The organism is Kitasatospora sp. NPDC058190 (assembly GCF_042883685.1).
Lineage (GTDB): Bacteria > Actinomycetota > Actinomycetes > Streptomycetales > Streptomycetaceae > Kitasatospora.
Genome location: NZ_JBHVVI010000008.1, coordinates 92,882 through 111,814, shown reverse-complemented (window position 1 = coordinate 111,814; position 18,933 = coordinate 92,882). Strand labels below are relative to the sequence as shown.

Here is an 18,933-nt window from a genome sequence, read left to right as displayed (position 1 = left end):
CGCCCGAAATGCGAACTGGAGTTCTTCATGTACCTCGCGGACGCGGTCACGCAGCTCGCGTACGACCCCGGTATCACCCCCAACGAGGGTGGCCTGCCTGGCCTTTCGGTCCTCAAGCAGGTGATGGGCTCGATCAACTTGTTCGGGATCATCGCGATTGTCGGGGCGCTCGCGGTGAGCGCCGGGGTGTGGGCCTGGGGCCACCACTCCGGCGGTCACCAGGCCGAGGCCAACGGCAAGAAGGGCGTGCTGGTCAGCGCGGGCGCCGCGCTGTTGATCGGCGCGGCGAACGGCATCGTGGCGTTCTTCTCGGGCCTTGGCGGCCAGGTCCACTGATGAAGAAACGTTCCTTCACCTGTGAAGGCGTGTCCGGCGGCGCATCGCGCGTGCGCCGCCGGGCGCTGCTCGGTCTGGTGGTCCTGGTGGCCCTCATGGTCCTGGCCGGCGCACTCGCCTACTTCACCCGCGGCACCCGTTCCGTGCCCAACCCTGCTCCCCACGTGCCGAGTTCGCCAACAGCTGCCGCTCCGACCGTGTCTGCCTCGGCGGGGCCGAAGGACGGTGCCGCTTCGCTGCCGGGTCCGCCGTCGACGCACGATCCGATCGCCTACGCGAAGGCTGCGGCGGTGGCGCTGTGGTCGTACGACACCCGCTCCTACTCGCAGCCGGAGCTGGTGGCTGGCCTCCATCGGTGGCTGACGCCCGAGGGAAGTTACGCCGACGCCGACTCGGTGGACCGCCTGGTGCCCTCGCCGCTGCTGTGGGGACGGATGGCCGACTCCGGCCAGTTCGCCAGCGCGACCGTGGAGGACGCGCACTTCCCGGACACGTTCACCAGGGCGCTGCAGGCCGATCCAGGGGCGATCAAGCAGGCGTACATCTACGCCGTCACCGTTACCGGCAAGCAGTCGATCTCCTGGAACGGTGCCCCTCAGGGCGGGGCCGAGGACCGCTCGTCCACCCTCGCCGTCCAGTGCCGCCCCGACCGTCCCTGCGCTCTGGTCGGTGTGCTGCCGACCGTCTCGCCCTGACCCGAGGAAGGAGGTTCCCCTCATGGATGTCTGCAACATCCCGATGATCAACCAGGTCTGCGACGCGGTCGACGCGATCAACTTCGTCTCGGACCCGGGTAAGAGCATCACCGACGGCATCGGCGCGTGGATCACGAAGTCGATGACGGAGCTGGCGACCAGCGCCGTCAACCTCGCCTCGCGAGCGGTCGACCAGACCACGGCCATCGACCTGAACGCCCCCTGGTTCAGGAACAATTACCAGCTCATCCTGCCGATCGGCCTGGTCCTGACCGTCGGTACGTTCTGCGCGCAGCTGATCCTGGCCGCCTGGCGCAGGGACGACCGGGCCCTGGCCCGTGCGGCCTGGGGCACCATGACCGGTGTCCTGTTCTCGTTCTGCGCGATCTCGTTCACCGCCGTGGCGGTGACCGTGGTCGATGCCCTGTCCGCCGGGCTGTTCAAGGCGGCGGGCACGTCGTTGGAGGACGCGATCCGGCGGATCATCAAGGTGTCCGAGCTCGGCTTCATGTATGGGCTCGGCTGGGCGATCCCAGCCCTGGTCGCCGTCGGATGCGCGATCGGCGCGTTCCTGTACTGGGGCGTGATGGTGGCCCGCAAGGTCGGCGTCCTGATCATGGTCGTGCTCGCCAGCTTCGCCGGGGCCGGTGGCGGTTGGGAGGTGGCCCAGCGCTGGCGGCGCGGCTGGATCGAGGCCACCGCCACCCTGGTGGTCTCCAAGCTGCTGATGACCGTCGTGTTCATCACCGGCGTCTCCGCGATCGGCAACTCCGACGCCAAGGACGGGATGGCCGCTCTCTCGGACGTCATGGCCGGTGTCGTGATCATGGTGCTTGTCCTGTTGTGTCCTTACGCCGTCTACAAGTTCATTCACTGGGCGACCGACGGCTCGGGTCACGACGACATGCACCGCACCGGTGTCGCCGGCATGGCGGTGGCCGCCGGGGCCGCGAAGACCGCTGCTGGCCTCGCGATGCAGGTGGGGACCGGTGTCCCTGCCCCGCAGGGCCCCAGCCAGGTCCCGGGGATAGACGGCGGCGGCGTCTCCTCCGGCATCGACCCGACCGGACGGGTCAGCAAGGAGGGCATCGACGCCGGCCCGGCACAGCAGCCGACGAAGTTCCGCTTCGGCGAGGATCCGAGCGCGCCCGGCGACCGCGGACGTGCCCTGGTCACCCGGCCCGGCATCCCGGCCCTGATCACCCGGGCCTCCTCCGGCGGCGGTGAGGGCCCGCCGACGTCCGGCGGCCAGGAGGCACCGGTCGCCCCGAGCATCCGGAACGCTGCGGAGGGCTCGGCCGCGCCGTCCGCACCTGGCGCGCCCCCGGGACCGAGCGTGCCTGCGCCATCGGCACCTGCGGTCCCCGCCGTTCCGGCACCGCCCGCGGCGAGCGCACCTGCGCCGAGCGGAGCCTCTGCTTCCGATCCGGTTCGGTTCGTCTACCCGAACCGGCCGAGCAACCCCGGTACCTGACCGGTACCCCCTCCCCGGGGCGGGCGGCGGCCCGCCGCCCGCCCCGGGCCCCATGACCAGCGAAGGAGCCCTTGCGATGACGTCCAGAAGAGTGCCGCGCCCCCGCCCGCCGCCCGCACGCTCACCCCCCTCTGGAACCCCGATGTCCTCCTCGACGCCCGACACCACGCCTGCGTCCGTCAAGTTCCCCCACCGCTCCAAGCGCGGCATCCTGCTCGGCCTGAGCGCACCGCAGCTGATCACCACCGCCGCCGCCGGCCTGCTCCTGCTCGCCGTCCTCACCACCCGGGGCGTCACCGGCGCCCTCCAGTTCCTCCCCGTCTGGGGCGCGATGGCCCCGTTCGTCTTCGTCCGCTACCGCGGCCGCACCCTCGCCGACTGGGCTCCGGTCGCCGCCCGCTACGCGCTGCGCCGGTTCCGCGGACAGCTCATCTGGCTCGTCCGCCCCTCCTCCCGCCCGGTGCGCGAGGGCCTGCTCCACCTGCCCGGCAGCGCGGCCAGCCTGCGCGTGGTCACCGCCCCCGACCGCCGCTACGGTGCCGTCCACGACCCGCACGCCGGCACCCTCACCGCGATCGTGAAGGTCAGCAGTCGCGCCTACGCTCTCCTGGACCCCGGCACCCAGAACGCCAACGTGAACGGGTGGGGTCGTGCGCTGGCGGCGCTCGCCCGCACTGGCCAGGTCGCCCGGATCCAGGTGATCGAGCGGACCGTGCCCGACTCCGGCGACGGGCTTCGCCGTCACTGGGAGGAGAACGGCCGCCCCGACGCGCCGCTCGCGGGAGCCCTGTACGGTGAGCTGATCCAGAACGCGGGCCCGGCCAGCGCCCCGCACGAGGCGTACGTGGCCATCGCCCTGGACTTCAAGGCCGCCAAGCGCCTGATCGCGCAGGCCGGTGGTGGTCTGACCGGCGGCTTCGCGGTCCTCGCCCAGTTGACCAGCTCCTTCGAGCAGTCCGCGCGCACCGCCGGCCTCAACCCGACCGGCTGGCTGAACGCCGGCGAGATCGCCGCCGTCGCCCGCACCGCCTACGACCCCAAGTCCCGTGCCGCGCTGGACCGCTGGTCCGAGGACGGACGCCCGGCCGCAGACCCGGCTGCCGCCGGCCCCGTGGTCGTCCTGGAGAAGGCCGACCACATCTCGACGGACTCCGCCCACCACTCCACCTACTGGGTGGAGAACTGGCCCCGTACCCAGGTCAACCCGGGCTTCCTCCACCAGGTGCTCTTCGCCTCCGGTGTGCGCCGCACCGTCTCCCTGGCCTACGAGCCCAAGGACATCGACTCCGCGATGCGCGACGTGCGCCGCAAGAAGGCCAGCGTGATCGCCGACTCGGCCGAGCGGGCCCGCAAGGGACAGGTCGCCTCCGAGGCCGACTCGGTGGAGTACCAGGACATCCAGGACCGCGAGCGCCAGCTGATCGCCGGGCACGCCGACGTCGCCCTGACCGGCCTGTTGACCGTCTCGGCCGACACCGAGGACGAACTGCGCTCCGCCTGCGCCGTGGTGGAGACCGCGGCCGTCGGCGCCCAGCTCGACCTGCGCCCGCTCACCTGGCAGCAGGCCGAGGCGTTCACCGCCGCCGCCCTGCCGTTCGCCCTCGCCGCCTGATGCCAGCCCGTCTCGAACCCGAAAGAGCACCCTCATGCCGGCCACCACCGCCACCGCGCAGGACTTCGTCCCCTACGCGACCGCCGCGATCGACTTCCACCGCGCGCTCAACATCCCCACCGGCCCGCTGGTCGCCTCCCGCGCCGAACTCGACTCGCTCCACGAGCACCTGGTCTCGCTGCATGGCCTGCTGGACGCCCACGCCCAGCGCACCGCCCCGCTGCTACCCGCGGAGGGGGAGCACCTCAAGGCTGCCCGCACTCGCCTGTGGCAGGCCGCCGACCACCTCCACACCGCCTACCACTGCTCTCCCCGTCCCGGCACCGGCGAGGTCCCCGGCCCGGACGCCTGCCGGCCCCGTCTGCCCGAAGGCGCACCCGAGCTGACCATCTGCCGGCGCCACCAGCAGACCGCCCAGCTGGTCCGCCGCCGCACCACCCCCGCCGACCTGCACTCCCCGTTCACCGGCCTCGTCCGCCGCTGAACCCCGACCTCCCCGGATACGTGATCATGCCCAGGAACCGCGCCACCGCATCCCACCTCTTCGTCCCGCGCAAGACCACCCGTGCCCAGCAGCGCGCCGCGCGCGCCGAGTTCGCCGCAGCCCGCACCAAGGCCCGCCAGGCCCAGGGCCCCACCGAACGCCGCGAGCACGAGGGCGCCGACCCCGACCTGCAGCCCCCCTACCCCGCGTCGGGGCGGCCGGGCCCGGCCTCCGCCCGCGGCAGCCGACTTCGCCTGCCCAAGCACCGCATGACCACCGCCGTCGCCGGCGGGGCCTATCCCTTCCTCGCGGAGGCCGGCCTCGGCGCCGAGGGCATCTTCATCGGCCGCGACCTCCACGCCGAGGGCTCCTTCTGCTACGACCCGTTCGCGCTCTACAACTCAGGCCGAATCGAGGGGTTCACGAACCCGAACGCGATCCTGTGCGGCGTCATCGGCATGGGCAAGAGCGCGCTCGCCAAGTCGATCGCGACCCGCGCCGTTGCCCACGGATACAAGATCTACGTGCCGAGCGATCCGAAGGGTGAGTGGTCCGGCCTGGCCGAGGCACTCGGCGGGCAGACCATCGCGCTGGGCCCTGGCCTGCCAGGGCGGCTGAACCCGCTGGACGCGCCGCCGCAGCCGGACGGGGTGAGCAAGGAGGACTGGACCAGCGAGGTCCGCAAGCGCCGCCTGCTCCTCCTGGCGAGCCTCGCGGCGACCGTACTCAAGCGCGATCTGCTGCCGATGGAGCACACCGGCCTGTCCGCCGCCCTGGACCTGGCCGTCGCCGACGCCACCGCGGCCGGCACCGTGCCGCTGCTCGGCGACATTGCCCGCCTCCTCGGCACCCGCGAGCGCCTGGATGCGACCCTCGGCGACGAGGGACGCATCGGCCACGCCGCCGACGACCTCGCCCACGCCCTGCGCCGCCTGGTCAGCGGCGACCTGTCCGGGATGTTCGACGCGCCGTCCACGGTGACCTTCGACGCGGACGCCCCGATGCTCTCCATCGATCTATCCCGCCTGGGCAGCAGCGGCGACGACACCGCCCTCGTCCTCGCGATGACCTGCGCCTCGGCCTGGATGGAGGCAGCGCTCGCCGACCCCGCCGGCGGCAGGCGGTGGGTGATCTACGACGAGGCGTGGCGGATCATGCGCCATCTCGGCCTCCTGGAGCGCATGCAGCAGCAGTGGAAGCTCAGCCGTGGCCTTGGCATCGCCAACCTGCTTATCCTGCACCGGCTTTCCGACCTGCTGTCCGCGGGCGACGCCGGATCGCGCGGGCGCGTCCTCGCCGAGGGCCTGCTCGCCGACTGCTCCACTCGGATCATCTACCGCCAGGAACCCGACCAGGTCCAGCTGTCCATGTCCCTGCTCGGCCTCACCGGCGTCGAAGCCCAGGCCATCGCCGCACTCACCCGCGGCCGGGGCCTTTGGAAGGTCGCGGGCCTGAGCTTCATCGTGCAGCACCTCCTCCACCCGCGCGAACGCCAGCTCTACGACACCGACTTCCGCCTCGCCGCCTGAGAAAGGCGCCAACTTCCGTGTCCTACAACGACAACGAGTCCTACCTCGACCACTCCCGCCTCACCCCGGCCGACTTCACCACGTTCGAGCAGATCCTCGCCACCCGCCGCGACTCCCGCCCCTACCTCGGCTCCGACTGGGACCTCGTCCTTACCCACACCAGCAGCACCGGCAAGCAGTGGGAGTCCACCTACTCCCTGTTCCGGTCCGGCGGCGCCTTCGGCACTGCCGACGAGGTGTACGTGCGGGTGTACTTCGACGAGGCCGGCCGGGCCCTGCCTGACCGGCCTCGCCGCCCCGCGCCGGCTCCGCCCCTCGCCGCAGACCTGACCGCGCAACTGCCGGGCTGGTCCGTCCAGCCTTGCCCGGTCAGCCCCGGCAGGGACCTTGCCGAACTGCGGGAGCAGACCTGGGGCTGGGGCACGCCGCCCTGGAACATCGCCGCCGCTCCGCACATCGCACTGTCGCTCACCGGGCCGCGGGGGGAGAAGTTGCTCGCCGTCCAAGTCAGCGAGGACACCCCGCTCCTCGTCGGCGCCCTCGTTCCCGACGGCTTCGCATACACGATCGGAGCGGTGAAACCGCCGGTCCCCCTAGCGTTTACCGCCGACGCGACCCCGGCGACGGTCGCGTCCGAGATCACAGAAAACCTCGCTCCGCGCTACCAGCAGGCGGTCTGGCACGAACGCACGGGATTCGTCACCTATGCCACCAATCACATCCAGGATCTGACCACCACCTGGATCCCGGCCCCCGACTGGCCGTACGGCCACCATGGCGAGATCGGCAGCTTCGAGTCCGAGGCGGCACGCAACCGAGCGGCCTGGCGCGACATCGAGACGCTGATCGACCACGGTCCGCACGTCGTGGCCGGCATCCGGGCAGCCGCCACCATCGAGGACCACCTGGACCCGGTCATCGGGCCCGACCTGCGGCGGCTCTACGTCACCGAGGGCGCCCTCACCCGGCTCCAGGAGATCCGGAACGGCTGGCAGACGGCGACGGCCAGCATCGTCGGCACCCACCCTGAGGCAGACCGGGTCCGGCACCGCGCCGAGGACCTGCGCAACCAGGAGGCGTGGGTCCACGCCATACGAGCCGTCGACGGGTCGCTGCCCGCGCTGGCCGCTCACGTCACCCCGAGGATCGGCTTCCCCGCCCCGGACCGCGAGGCGCAGGTCAAGGTCGCCGTCGCCCGCTCCGGCCACCTCCGGGACCGGAACGCCCCGGCCCCAGCAGTGCCGGCACCACCGCGTCCAGATGCGCGGCGCCCGGCCCGGTGACCATCCGCTGTACCAGCAGATTCCGGCCGAACCAAACTCCCGGATCTCCGCATCATCAGTGCCACGGCCCCCGGTACCCGGGGGAGACCGCAGCAGGAGCACGCCATGCAACCCGACCAGCTGATCGTCCAGTTCACCGAAGCCGCTTCCGGCGTCAACGCGTACGTGCACCACACCATCCGCCCGGCGGCGCACGACCCGTTCCCCGACATCACCAGGTCGCTCGCATCACGAGGACTCCCCTGCACAACCCGGCCCGGTCCGTACATCGAAGCTGAACTGCCCCACGACGGCCTCATGTTCATCGTCCCTCGCACCGGCGACGGCGAGGTCGTCGGCTGGTACGCGTTCCGGGAAGACCCCCGCACCAGGACCCGCGAGGTGCTGTACGACAGCCAGCCGACCGGCCCGGACGCACGACGCGGTCGCAGCGTCGAATCGATGCTCGCCTCCATCGGCGAGCGTCTGGACCGGCTCGGCGCTCCGACCCGGCAGCAGGCTCAGGCCCTGCGGGTCAGTGCGGAGTCCGTCCTTCACCGTGCCGGGTTCGTCCCCGTCGTCCGGGTGCACGAGACCTACCACCGGCTCCCGGTCGCCATGGTCGCCCCCGACGAGCGCCGCGCTGCCGTGACCCGGGCCGTCGACCACCTGCAGGCCAACGGCTACGCCTTTGCCTGTCCGGCCGAACTGCTCGACCCCGGCCTCCCGCCGGCACTGCCGCCGACACGGTCGCTGGCCCAGGTCACCGAGGCCATCGCGGAGGCCGGGCACACCCGGGAGGTGGTCGAAGCGCTCAGCGAGCTGACCGCTCCCGGCGACGGCGTCCTCGACCAGGTCGTCGGCACCCTCCACGAGACGGCCTCCTCGTGGGAGGGGCTGGGCGGCGCGTCCGATCCGCACTACGCGGCGCGTCTGCGCTACATCGCGACCGTGGCCGAGGGCTACGTGCAGGAGATCCGGGCGATGCGCGGCGACCTCGCCGACCGGCACACCGCCCACCCCGGCCTCGCCCGGCCCGCTCCGCAGGTCGCAGCGAGCGGCGTCGACGCCCGGGTGCTCGCCGCGCTCGCCACCTCCCCCTCCTCCACCCGCACCCTCACCGGCCACCCTGCCGAAGCCGTTCTCGCCGCAGCCACCGGCACTGTCCGTTCCACCGGGCCCCGCCGGTGAACCCCGCCAGGAAGGTGCCCGCCGTGTCTCGCCGGACCAGACCTCTCCCGTTCCGCGCCCCTCACCGTCCATACCGCGAAGCGGAGTTCCACCGTGTCGTCCCCCGATCCCAGCCACCTGCCCGAAGTCACCATCGGGCGCCACCCCGAGCACGGCATCGTCGCCGCTCTCCCCACCCAGTCGGCCGCCGCCGAGTGGATGCTGGAACGCCTCGACTTCCAGCGGATTCCCGGCCACCCGAATCTCTTCGCGCTCACCAACCAGCAGCGCGAGGCTGATGAGCGCGCCGCCTGGGCCGCCAAGCTACTCACCGGCGCCGGCTACCGCGTCGACACCGACATGTCCCTGGCCCCGGCGAACACCATCCAAGCGCCACGGGTCCTTGCACACACCGGTGTTGACGAGCCCGAGACCAACCGGCAGCCCGATCCGGAGCCGGACATCGCCTTCGCCGAACACCCCCGGCTCGGGATCGTCGCCGCCACCGCCGACACGGTCAACGCGGTCGAGCGCGGCGGAGAGATCCTCGAAGCCCACGGGTGGCAGTTCAACCACCCTCTCGACGTCTACACCCTTCCTTCCACCGTCGGCCGAGGCGAGTCACTGGAGCGTCTGGCTTCCGCGACCACGGCCACGCACCGTGCGGGCGACCTGCGCGTGGCCGTGCAACCGCAGCTCGCCGCAGACGTCGCCGCCCACCACGCCACGACCCACCAGGCGTTCACCACGCGCAAGTTCCGCGTCGACGAGGCCGTCCTCGCCGCCGCGCCCTCCCGGCCGCGCGCCGCCGCGGCGCCCGCCGTCCCGCCCCCGGCGGCCGTCGATCCGCGCATCGCCTTCGCGCGTGCTCGCTGACCACCACCCCGATACCCAAGGAGCAGAGCAGACATGGCTGTGAAGAAGGTCTGGCAGATCACCCACTCGTGCGGGCACGAGGTGGAACGGAACCTCGGCGACCGCCCGGCCGACCGGCGGGCCGGGTTCGCCGAGTGGCTGGCCAAGCAGGAGTGTACGGACTGCTGGCGCTCGGCGAAGGCCGGCGACGAGGCGGAGAAGGCGGCATGGCTGGAGGCCAAGCGGGCGGCCGAGCAGGCCGAATCGGACGCCTGGTCCGAGCAGTACCGGATGCCGCCGCTGGAGGGCACTGAGAAGGGCACGGCCTGGGGCATCCGTTGCCGCCACCAGGTTCTCGCCGCCGCCTACGCCGCGCTGGTCCTGGACGGCGGGATGCCGGAGTCCGCGTGGGAGCAGATCGAGGACCAGGCTCGCACCATCACCCGTGCCGGCTGGTGGATCGACCAGCGCACCTCCGAACCGAGCGATCTTCCCGAGCTGCTGGACGCGGCGACGGACGGCGACCGCCCGACCGAGAACCCCTTCGTGTGACCAGCAGGCGGTGCCCGGCGGCGGGCTTCTATCACCGGTCGGCGGCCGGACCAAACCGCAGATCCTGCGGATCCTCGTCCCGTCAGCCCGCGCCGCCGGGCACCGCCATCCGATCGTCCGAGAGGGGACGCCGTGATCGCCCACCTTCAACGCGCCGCCACGACGGCTGCGCTGATTCCCGCCCTCTACGGACAGGATGATCCCCGCTACCGGCTGCGGCCCCGGCTGATCGCCGCCGACTACCGCGGTGCCGACAAGCAGCTGCCCCTCTTCGGCGACCCGCAGGAAGTCCTCGGCGGCGGCGTGCTGGACGCCCCGGCCGCACGGATCGGCGCCCGCGCACCCGACCGGCCGGTGTGGCTGTGCTCGGTGCGCTCCGACCCCCGCCAGCCGGACCTGACCGACGCCCAGTGGGCCGACGTCGCCCGGCGTGTGGTCGCCGCAACCGGGCTCGCTCCCGAGGGCGACCCGGACGGCTGCCGGTGGGCTGCCATCCGCAACCTCGACCGCTCGGTGCACATCGTCGCCACCCTCGTCCGCGAAGACGGTCACATTCACAGCTCGTACCGGGACGCCTTCCACGTGCAGGCCGAGTGCAACCGCATCGCCACCGAACTCGGCCTCACCCGGTCCGCCCCCTCCATCACCACCGCCAAGGACTACCGGATGCCCGCCCCCGTCATCACCATCAGCATCGAGCCGAGCGGCAGCGTCACCGCCAAGGGCTCGAGCGACGACCTGTCCGCCACCCTGCTCCGAACAGCCGGATTTCGGCAGACCGAGGACTGGTACGGTCGCCGGCACCGGCTGCCCACCACCACCGCCACCCCCGACCGGGCCGCCATCGCCACCCACGCCACCGAGATGCTGCGCGCCGCCCGCTACAGCGTCGACCTCGACCCGAAGCTCGACCTCAACCGGCTGACGCCCACCGACCCGAACGGTCTCAAGGTCACCGGCCAGCAGGTCCTCCAGCTGACCGACCGCATCCGCGGCGCGGCCACCGCCGCCCAGGCGGCCGAGGCGATCGACCAGCTCCTGGACCCCGACGACGGCGTCCTCGCCCGACTGCGGGAAGCGCTGGAGGCTGCGGCGGAGCAGGTCACCGACCTGGACCCCGACGAGTACGAGCTATCCGACCGCTTCTCCACCGCTGCCGAATGGGTCGGCACCGCTGAGGCGGAACTCGTGGACGCCATCGGCGATCTGCGCTCCCTCGGTGCTCCGCCGGACGGGCGCGAACTCGCCCGCCAGGAGCAGACCGCGGCTGTCTACCCCTCGCCCGCCGTCACCAGCGCGGCGCTCGCCGTCTCCCCTGCCGCCGCGGCCGGCCTGCGGACAACCGCTGGCCCTGCCGCACCGGTGCCGGTGTCGGCCGCAGCGGTCTCCGGCGCCGGCCGTGGCCGCTGAACCCGTCATCTCCCCTTCCCAGGAGCCCCGGTGCCCGAGTACTACTCTTCGATCGGCGAAGCGGTCGGCGCTGCCATGCAGCACAACGTCCGTCTGGCCCAGCGCGGCGAAGGCCCGTCCGAACCGCCTCTCCAGGTCCGTTACTTCCCTCCGCCAGCCGCCGACCGCTACTCGCTGCCGGGCATGGTCGTCCGGTTGGAGGAGGACGCCAGCCCTCAGGACGTCGCGGGGATCATCGAGGAGACGACCGGCGCCCTGGTCGGCCCACTCCCGCAGTTGACCGAGCTGGTAGCGGCGGCAGCGGACTGGGCCAGGGTGCGAGTCGAACTCGGCTCCCCGGACCACGGACCGGTCGCCGAGGTCTGGACCCAACTCGCCTCTGCCCACCGCATGCTGACCCTCGCCCAAGAGGATCTGGAGACCGCCCTCGTCCGAATCGCCGACTGCCCGGCCGAGGTCGCGGAGAATCCCCTCGGCAATCTGCTGCCCGTCCTGCGGACGCGCGAGCTGCTGCACGACGTCATGGGCGCCGTGCCGCCGCCCACGCCGGACGCCCAACGCCGTCAGGCAGCCGTCGCCAGCTCCCCCACCGCAGCCAACATCCGTTCCACCACCCCCGAGCGCACCACCACGCCAAGCGCGGCCCCGGCTGCCCAACCGCGGCGCACCCGCTAACAGCACCACCGAAAAGGACAGACCATCATGGGCAACCTCGTCGACGCCTACGGCACCGACGTCGAGATCTACCACGGCGGCGACGGCCAGATCTGGGCAGACTGCCGCACCGACGCCCCCGGCCTCATCGACCGCATCCTGCGCGAGTGCGGCTTCACCGCCCCGCCCGCCCCCGGCAACCCCGCCGCCTACAGCCTCCCTCCGGACCGGCCAAGCGCTGACCAGCTGAGCGCCGCGTCCGGCGCAGCCAGCCTGCTGGACGACGCCGGGTACCGCGTCGCGATCGAACCGCACCTGGTCATCGGCTACGTCGGAAGCAACAGCATCGTCCTGCCGGACGAGCAACGGCTCGCGGCAGCCCGCCAGACCTCCCCATCCGCCAGGGCCACCACCGCCCCGCCGCCCACCGTAGCCACACCGACCACCACCCGCACGACCCACCGCACCCGCTGAAACGTTCCTCCACCTCCCCCCTCGAAGGAGAGCAAGTTCCGTGATCCGTACGAGAGCCGAGCGCGCACCGCCCGCCGCCCGCTCGCACACACCTGGAACCTCCCTTGCCTGCCCCGCGTACCAACGCGCCGTCGACCAGCACCGGCACCGACGCGCTCCTCTACCTCCTGTTCGGCGTCCTCGGCGCCGCCCTCGCCTTCGGCAGCCTCGCCTGGCTGACCGGCAACCTCACCAACGCCCTCATCGGCTCCGGCGGTTGGACTCCGTTCCGCGTCACCGACGCGCTGCTCCACCCCGACCGGCTGTGGCCGCACCTCACCCCGACCGCAGTACTGGTCGGCGCGCGCATCGTCCCCGGCCTGGTCACCGCTCTCCTCGGCGGCACCGCGCTCGTCATCGTGCTGCGCCGGCGCGCCGGGGCGAAGAGCGGCCTGGCCCGCAAGACGGACATCGCGCCGTTGCTCGACAAGGAGATCACGCAGAAGGCCAGGAGCCTTCGCCCGAGCCTGAAGGACCAGAAGGAGATCGCCCCGGCCGACCGCGGCATCCTGGTCGGCACGCTCTCCCCTGGCCGGGCCGAGGTCCGGGCCTCGTGGGAGGACGTGATGGTCGCCATCATGGCGCCCCGCTCGGGCAAGACGTCCGGGATCGCGATCCCCGCGATCCTCGCCGCCCCCGGTCCCGTCCTGCTGACCTCGAACAAGGCCGCGAACGACGCCTACACGGCGTGCGTCGACGCCCGCGCGACGGTCGGGAGGGTCTGGACGCTGGACCCGCAGCAGATCGCGCACCACCCGCGCGAGATGTGGTGGGACATCCTCGCCGACGCCCGCGACCTCGCCGGTGCCAAGCGCCTCGCCGGGCACTTCGTGACCGCGAGCGTGGACGAGGCGAGCGGCTCCGACTTCTGGTCCACGGCTGCCGCCAACACGCTGGGGGCGCTGTTCTTGGCCGCCGCGAGCCACCGCCGTCCGATCACCGACGTGCTGGCCTGGCTCGCCTCTCCGGCGGACCGCACCCCCGTCGACCTGCTCGGCGACGCCGGCCACCACGCCGTCGCCGCCCAGCTCCAGGGCACCGTCACGGGCGCCACGGAGACGCGCGACGGCATCTACGAGACGGCGAGGCAGTACGCGAGCTGCCTGCTGGACCCGGAGATCGCCGCCTGGGTCACCCCCGCGCCCGGCCTGCCCGAGTTCAAGCCGTTCGACTTCGCCTCCTCCCGGGACACGCTGTTCCTGCTCAGCAAGGACGGCGGCGGCTCCGCCAGCGCGATCATCGCGGCTGCGGCGGACGCCATGATGCGCGCCGCCGTCATCGTCGCCGAACGCAACGGCGGACGGCTCGACCCGCCTGCCCTGTGCGTCCTCGACGAGGCCGCGAACGTCTGCAAGATCTCGGACTTGCCCGACCTCTACTCCCATCTGGGCAGCCGGGGCGTCATCCCGATCACCATCCTGCAGTCCTACCGGCAGGGCCAGCGCTGCTGGGGCGAGGCCGGCATGGACGCCCTCTGGTCCGCCGCCACCACGAAGATCATCGGCTCGGGCATCGACGACGCCGATTTCGCGGACCGCCTCTCCCGGCAGATCGGCGAGCACGACGTGCAGACCGTCTCCGTCTCCAACTCCGACGGCGGCCAATCGACTTCGGTGTCGATGCGCACCAAACGGATTCTGCCGCCGGACGAGATCCGCGCGCTCCCCAAGGGCAAGATCCTCCTGTTCGCCACCGGCATGCGGGTCGCGATGCTCGACCTCAAGCCCTGGTACAAGGAGCGCTCCGCCAAGGAGATCGGCCCGGCCTCCGCCCGCGCCACCAAGGCCATCACCGAACGGGCCATCGCCAAGTCCCGTGACCACGACGGCTTCGGGCTGGCGGCATGACCATCTCGAACGCCTCCGCCCTCAACCGCTCGGGGGCCAACCCCCAGGCCGCAGTGCCCGATCCGCCGTTCGCCGGGCCTCGCTGGCGCCAACCGCGCAGCGGCACCTGGGTCTACCAGGACGCCCCGGGAGCTGCCCACGTGCAGGCGGTCCTGCTGGACGACGGGAACTGGTTCCTGGACCTGTGGTCGGCGCAGTCCCGGCTACTCGCCTGCGGTTCGGCTCCCGCCAGCGAGGTCGCCGCCCTCGCCCCGGCGCTCACCGCCAACGCCGCGAGGTGGGCACCGCCGTCCGGCCTTGACTCCTCCCGGCGCCGCTTCACCGCAACCGCCGAGGCCGTACGCGCCCACGGCCGCCCCGTACCGGACAACGCCAGGGTCCGCGCTGCCACCGCCGCCTCGCCTGCCCGGCCCAGTGCCCTCCCGACCGAGACGCCGGCCCCCGCACCAGCCGCCGCGACCCCAGCCCACCGTCGCCGCTGAATCCGCCCGACTCCCCGAGGAGTTCTCCATGTCCGACAACAACTCGCCCACCCGACGTGGCCGTCCGAAGCCGCTCACCGGTGCGCCGGTCGTCCGCCGGGGCAGCCAATGGTGGCTGATCACCGGCGACGGCTCGATCCTCGCCACCGACCCCACGTTCACCGGCGAGCTGGACCGCTTCGCCGCCGCGAAAGCCGCCGCCGACCGCGCGGTCGACCAGCTCCGCGCCCAGCAGCGGGAGCGGTAAATGGACCCGCTGCTTCGGGGCGAGCAGGCCGTACTCGGCGCGGTCCTGCTCGACCCGCGCCAGCTCGGCAACCTCGACTGGCTGGAGGCCCGCGACTTCTACCGGCCCGCGCATCAGGCACTGTTCACGGCACTGCGCCGACTCCGTGCCGAGGGCCACCCGGCGCTCACCACCAAGGGCGCGGTGCCGCTGGCGTGGCTGACCGACACGCTCGCCCAGGCCGGCCAGCACGTGCGCGGGCTCACCGCCTCGTACCCGCACACCTTGATCGCCGCCTGTCCCCGTCCGGCCCATGCCCCGGTCTACGGGCGCATGGTGCTGGAGGGCTCGATCCACCGCACCGTCGCCGAGCACGCTGCCCGCCTGCTCTCCGTCGCCCAGGAGGACGCCGGCCAGGCCGAGGTCCAGGGCGCCGTCGCCCAGGCCGACGTCTTCGTGGGCGTGCTGGAGGAACTCGCCGCACGGTGGGGGACGCAGCCCCGCGCCGCCGCTCCCGGGGCGCTGCCGATCACCACTGCCGGTGCCGAACCGGCGGCGGCCCAGCTGGAGGACGAGCAGTTCCTGCTGGCCCTGCTCGTGAACCAAGACGGAGCGATCGAGGAGGTCTTCGACTGGCTGCGTCCCCAGGACTTCGCCGATCCCGGCCACGGCCAGCTCTACCGCTGCCTGGGCGCACTCCACCACCGGGGTGAGCCGATCGACCCGGTCACCGCCCTGTGGGAGGTGCAGCGGCGCGGCCTGCTGGCGGACGGCACGCTCACCGAGGAGCGGCTCGGGCCCGTGCTGCGCGACGGGGCGGCGGGTTCGGCCGAGTGGCTTGGCGAGCAGCTCCTGCGTTCCTCTGTCACCCGCGCCGCTGTCGGCGCCGCGCTGCAGATCGCCGCCCACGCCGACAACCGGCGCCTCGCACCCGGGCAGCTGATCGGCCATGCGCTGCACGCCCTCGGCCCGCTCGACGAGGTGCGGGCCCGCTGGCTCACGGCGACGTCCCCGTCCGATCCGCAGACCCGGCCCGACATCGGCGAAGCAGCCCGCGTCCAGGCGGCACTCGCCCGCAGCCCCACGCCGCCACCGGCCCGCAACACCCCAACACCGGACCGCGTCCCTCCCGTCGGCCCGCCGCCGAACCGGGGCCGCGACCGCGCTACCCCGCACCAGCCCTCCCGGAGCCTCCTGTGAACACTCCCGACGGCGAGTCCCTCGCCCTCCACGAGCACGCGACCACCCTGGAGCAGCAGAGGGACCTGCTGCTCGCTGCCGGCTTCCCCGTTCAGGTGTCGGACCCTGTTGCCCTGAGCCGTCAGATCTCCCAACTCGGCTCCCTCATCCAGGCCATGGGCACCGAGTTCACCACCCGCATCACCGACCAGCCCGCACCCGACCATGCGCTCCGTGCCGCCGGGGCGTACGCCGAAGCGATCGGGCATCTCGGTCGGGCCGCCTCCGACCTCGGGGAGGCTGCCGAGCAACTCACCTACCTGCAACGCACGGACGACAAGCGCCACGGTCTGAAGGTCCAGGGGCTTCGCCAGAACGCCAGGCAGGTCATCGACTTCGCCTCGGAGACCGCCCGCGGCGAGCTCCATCAGGCCGCCCTGACCCTGCGACAGGCGGCGTCGGTCATCGCGCCGGACGACAACCGAGTGCAGGCCGCCCGAAGCCGCTCGGCCACCGCCGTGGCGGCAGGGCCCGCACCGAACCCGGCGCAGCCCCCTGCGTCGCCGGCCTTCTCCGCCGCACGCTTCCGCTGAACCACCCACCACGCCAGCCCCCACGAACGGATCCGCCATACACACCCCCGCCAGCGAACCCCTGGCCCCGCAGTCCTGCGGCACCGGGCTGGAAGCGTTCAAGTCGAAGCTGCAGGCGCCCGCGCTGGCGCCGGGCTCAACTCCCGCTGGCCCAGCCCGCCGGTCGACGACGACACGGTGGCTTCGGCTGTGGCCCATTGTGGGAAGCCGATTTCGTGTTGGCGCGGTCATCGCTTAGGGTGATCCCACCGACGCGGGGTGGAGCAGCTCGGTAGCTCGCTGGGCTCATAACCCAGAGGTCGCAGGTTCAAATCCTGTCCCCGCTACCACCAGGGCCGGGGCCTGCGCATGATTGCGCGGGCCCCGGCCCTGTTCGTTGGTCAGCAGCGCACGCGGAAGTGGGCGGATCAGCCTGCGACTTCGCAGTTCCCCAGCCGAGCCCACGCGGAGCGCCGAGGGCCGACACTTCGCGAGATGGCGGCCCGAAGCGCCTTTTCTTAAAAGTCGGTGGTCGGTCTGCCGCCGGGAGGCGCTGAGCCTTCAATTGGCCGTAAAGTCCGTGGACACCATTCCATTTGTGTTGTGAGGTAATCCATGGAACCGATCGCAGTCCAGTTCGACGCGACCTCGGTCATCGCGGTGCTGGAAACGGTGCTGCCCCAGTTCGAGGAGGAGGAACGACGGGCCCTGCAAGCGCTGGAGGAGATCCGCACAAAGAAGGAGGCCGCCCTCAACGCCCTGAGCGTGCTGCGCACGCTTCCGGCCGCCGGCCTGGTGCATCCTGCTGCGGTCGCCGCTCAGGCACTGCCCGCCCAGGCTCAGCCCACGCAGGACACCACGGAGCAGCAACCGACCGCTCCTGCCCAGGCTCCGACCGCCAGGAAGGCAGCGCGGAAGCCTGCGGCCAAGAAGGCCGCACCAGCGGGAGAGAAGGCCGGTTCCGCGAAGGCCTCCGCTCGGAAGGCCACGAAGGGCGTCCGGGTCCCCGCGCCCCGCAAGCCTGCCGCCGGACAGCAGCAGCCGGCTGCTGCCAAGCGCGGCCGTCTGAGTGCTGAGGGAGTCCTCGCGGCCCTCGGCGAGTTTACGGAGCCGGTCCCGGCGAAGGACGTCACCGCCAAGCTGGGACTGGATGGCACTGCCGCGAACGTCAACAACGTGCGGGCCCTGCTCGGCCAGCTCGCGAAGACCAGCCGCGCCACCAACCCGAAGCGGGGAATGTACGCGGCGCTCGACAGCTGACCGCACACAGACCCGATCTCATTGCCGGGGCCGGGGGCGGTGTGCTGCGCCTTGGCCGACGGTGACGGCCCGGCCGCCCCTGCGCACCGTGGGGCCGTCACCGTCCAGGCCCAGCTGTGTGAAGCGGATGCATTCGACGGCACTGGTACCAGAAGGCGGCCGACGCCGTCCGCGCCCCCTCCCCGCTGCGGCCGACAATCGGATCTGGGCAGCGGAGGAGGAACTGCGCACGGGGTACCGCAGTTCGAGGTCGTGGTGTACGCGCCTCGATGATCCACCACGGGCCCCCGAGCCGTGCTACCGTTTCGAAGTTGCAGTTATGGTACCCATGAACCTATGTGCGTCTGACGGGAATGTTCCTCCCTCAGGCGCATTATTTGTTTCCGGCATCTCCGGATGGGGCCTCTGCCTACAGAAGGAGAAGGTCATGGCACAGGGAACCGTGAAGTGGTTCAACGCCGAAAAGGGTTTCGGCTTCATTGAGCAGGACGGCGGCGGCCCCGACGTCTTCGCCCACTACTCGAACATCGCGACCCAGGGCTTCCGTGAGCTCCAGGAGGGCCAGCGGGTCTCCTTCGAGGTCACGCAGGGCCAGAAGGGCCCGCAGGCGGAGAACATCGTCCCCGCCTGATCGCCGGACGCGTATCCGCACCGGGATCCGCACCGTCATGGTGCGGACCCCGGTTTGTGCTGTTTCCAGGAAATGCAGACAACTGCAGCGCGAGCCGCGCATCCAGCGCCGGCCCCGAGCCCGGATCGACCGCCGGTTCCCATGCCGCCGGTCACGCCGCGCAAGACCCCCGGCCGCCATCGGAAACCCC

The 18,933-nt window shown here is 72.1% G+C and carries 20 protein-coding genes and 1 tRNA gene; all 21 read left to right on the top strand.

The window, feature by feature from the left end; genetic code table 11:
* The first annotated feature begins 27 nt into the window (after positions 1-27).
* The 21 genes from ACFVWU_RS06040 (at position 28) to ACFVWU_RS05940 (ending at position 18,743) form a co-directional block, all read left to right on the top strand.
* Positions 28-336: a DUF6112 family protein gene (locus ACFVWU_RS06040; RefSeq protein ID WP_360462222.1), complete on the top strand. Its 309-nt coding sequence runs from the start codon at positions 28-30 to the stop codon at positions 334-336.
* Complete coding sequence (locus ACFVWU_RS06035; RefSeq protein WP_387616238.1) at positions 336-1,031, top strand: hypothetical protein; 696 nt, start codon at positions 336-338, stop codon at positions 1,029-1,031. Before ACFVWU_RS06040 ends, ACFVWU_RS06035 begins: the two co-directional genes overlap by 1 nt.
* Positions 1,032-1,053: 22 nt before the next feature.
* Entirely contained in the window at positions 1,054-2,505 is a 1,452-nt protein-coding gene (locus ACFVWU_RS06030) for an ATP-binding protein (protein WP_387616236.1), read from the top strand.
* 142 nt (positions 2,506-2,647) lie between these two features.
* Positions 2,648-4,117: an SCO6880 family protein gene (locus ACFVWU_RS06025; RefSeq protein ID WP_387616234.1), complete on the top strand. Its 1,470-nt coding sequence runs from the start codon at positions 2,648-2,650 to the stop codon at positions 4,115-4,117.
* A 34-nt stretch (positions 4,118-4,151) separates the two neighbouring features.
* Positions 4,152-4,601, top strand: coding sequence for a DUF6238 family protein (locus ACFVWU_RS06020; protein ID WP_387616232.1), 450 nt, complete (start codon positions 4,152-4,154; stop codon positions 4,599-4,601).
* A 26-nt stretch (positions 4,602-4,627) separates the two neighbouring features.
* Positions 4,628-6,130: an ATP-binding protein gene (locus tag ACFVWU_RS06015; RefSeq protein ID WP_387616230.1), complete on the top strand. Its 1,503-nt coding sequence runs from the start codon at positions 4,628-4,630 to the stop codon at positions 6,128-6,130.
* Positions 6,131-6,147: 17 nt separating this feature from the next.
* Positions 6,148-7,413, top strand: a complete 1,266-nt coding sequence (locus ACFVWU_RS06010; RefSeq protein ID WP_387616228.1) for a hypothetical protein — start codon at positions 6,148-6,150, stop codon at positions 7,411-7,413.
* A 105-nt stretch (positions 7,414-7,518) separates the two neighbouring features.
* Positions 7,519-8,583 (top strand): hypothetical protein, encoded by a 1,065-nt coding sequence (locus ACFVWU_RS06005; protein WP_387616226.1) that lies wholly within the window; start codon positions 7,519-7,521, stop codon positions 8,581-8,583.
* A gap of 93 nt (positions 8,584-8,676) precedes the next feature.
* Positions 8,677-9,438 carry a hypothetical protein gene (locus ACFVWU_RS06000; protein WP_387616224.1) on the top strand — a complete coding sequence of 254 codons (762 nt, stop codon included), beginning with the start codon at positions 8,677-8,679 and terminating at the stop codon, positions 9,436-9,438.
* 33 nt (positions 9,439-9,471) lie between these two features.
* Positions 9,472-9,969 carry a hypothetical protein gene (locus tag ACFVWU_RS05995; RefSeq protein WP_387616222.1) on the top strand — a complete coding sequence of 166 codons (498 nt, stop codon included), beginning with the start codon at positions 9,472-9,474 and terminating at the stop codon, positions 9,967-9,969.
* Positions 9,970-10,101: 132 nt separating this feature from the next.
* The gene (locus ACFVWU_RS05990) at positions 10,102-11,379 is read left to right on the top strand and encodes a hypothetical protein (protein ID WP_387616220.1); all 1,278 of its coding nucleotides are present in this window, start codon (positions 10,102-10,104) and stop codon (positions 11,377-11,379) included.
* 30 nt (positions 11,380-11,409) lie between these two features.
* A complete protein-coding gene (locus tag ACFVWU_RS05985) occupies positions 11,410-12,054 on the top strand; it encodes a hypothetical protein (RefSeq protein WP_387616218.1) in 645 nt (214 codons plus the stop codon).
* Between the two features lie 27 nt (positions 12,055-12,081).
* Positions 12,082-12,507: a hypothetical protein gene (locus ACFVWU_RS05980; protein ID WP_387616216.1), complete on the top strand. Its 426-nt coding sequence runs from the start codon at positions 12,082-12,084 to the stop codon at positions 12,505-12,507.
* Between the two features lie 104 nt (positions 12,508-12,611).
* The gene (locus ACFVWU_RS05975; protein WP_387616214.1) at positions 12,612-14,393 is read left to right on the top strand and encodes a type IV secretory system conjugative DNA transfer family protein; all 1,782 of its coding nucleotides are present in this window, start codon (positions 12,612-12,614) and stop codon (positions 14,391-14,393) included.
* Positions 14,390-14,875, top strand: coding sequence for a hypothetical protein (locus ACFVWU_RS05970; protein WP_387616212.1), 486 nt, complete (start codon positions 14,390-14,392; stop codon positions 14,873-14,875). Before ACFVWU_RS05975 ends, ACFVWU_RS05970 begins: the two co-directional genes overlap by 4 nt.
* Before the next feature lie 28 nt (positions 14,876-14,903).
* Entirely contained in the window at positions 14,904-15,122 is a 219-nt protein-coding gene (locus ACFVWU_RS05965) for a hypothetical protein (protein WP_387616210.1), read from the top strand.
* A complete protein-coding gene (locus ACFVWU_RS05960) occupies positions 15,123-16,301 on the top strand; it encodes a DnaB-like helicase N-terminal domain-containing protein (protein ID WP_387616208.1) in 1,179 nt (392 codons plus the stop codon).
* The gene (locus ACFVWU_RS05955) at positions 16,298-16,873 is read left to right on the top strand and encodes a hypothetical protein (protein ID WP_387616206.1); all 576 of its coding nucleotides are present in this window, start codon (positions 16,298-16,300) and stop codon (positions 16,871-16,873) included. The genes ACFVWU_RS05960 and ACFVWU_RS05955 overlap by 4 nt, the downstream gene beginning before the upstream one ends.
* A gap of 252 nt (positions 16,874-17,125) precedes the next feature.
* Positions 17,126-17,202 (top strand) — tRNA-Met (locus tag ACFVWU_RS05950).
* A 265-nt stretch (positions 17,203-17,467) separates the two neighbouring features.
* Positions 17,468-18,112, top strand: coding sequence for a hypothetical protein (locus ACFVWU_RS05945; protein WP_387616204.1), 645 nt, complete (start codon positions 17,468-17,470; stop codon positions 18,110-18,112).
* A gap of 427 nt (positions 18,113-18,539) precedes the next feature.
* A complete protein-coding gene (locus tag ACFVWU_RS05940) occupies positions 18,540-18,743 on the top strand; it encodes a cold-shock protein (RefSeq protein WP_358908729.1) in 204 nt (67 codons plus the stop codon).
* The last annotated feature ends 190 nt before the right edge of the window (positions 18,744-18,933 follow it).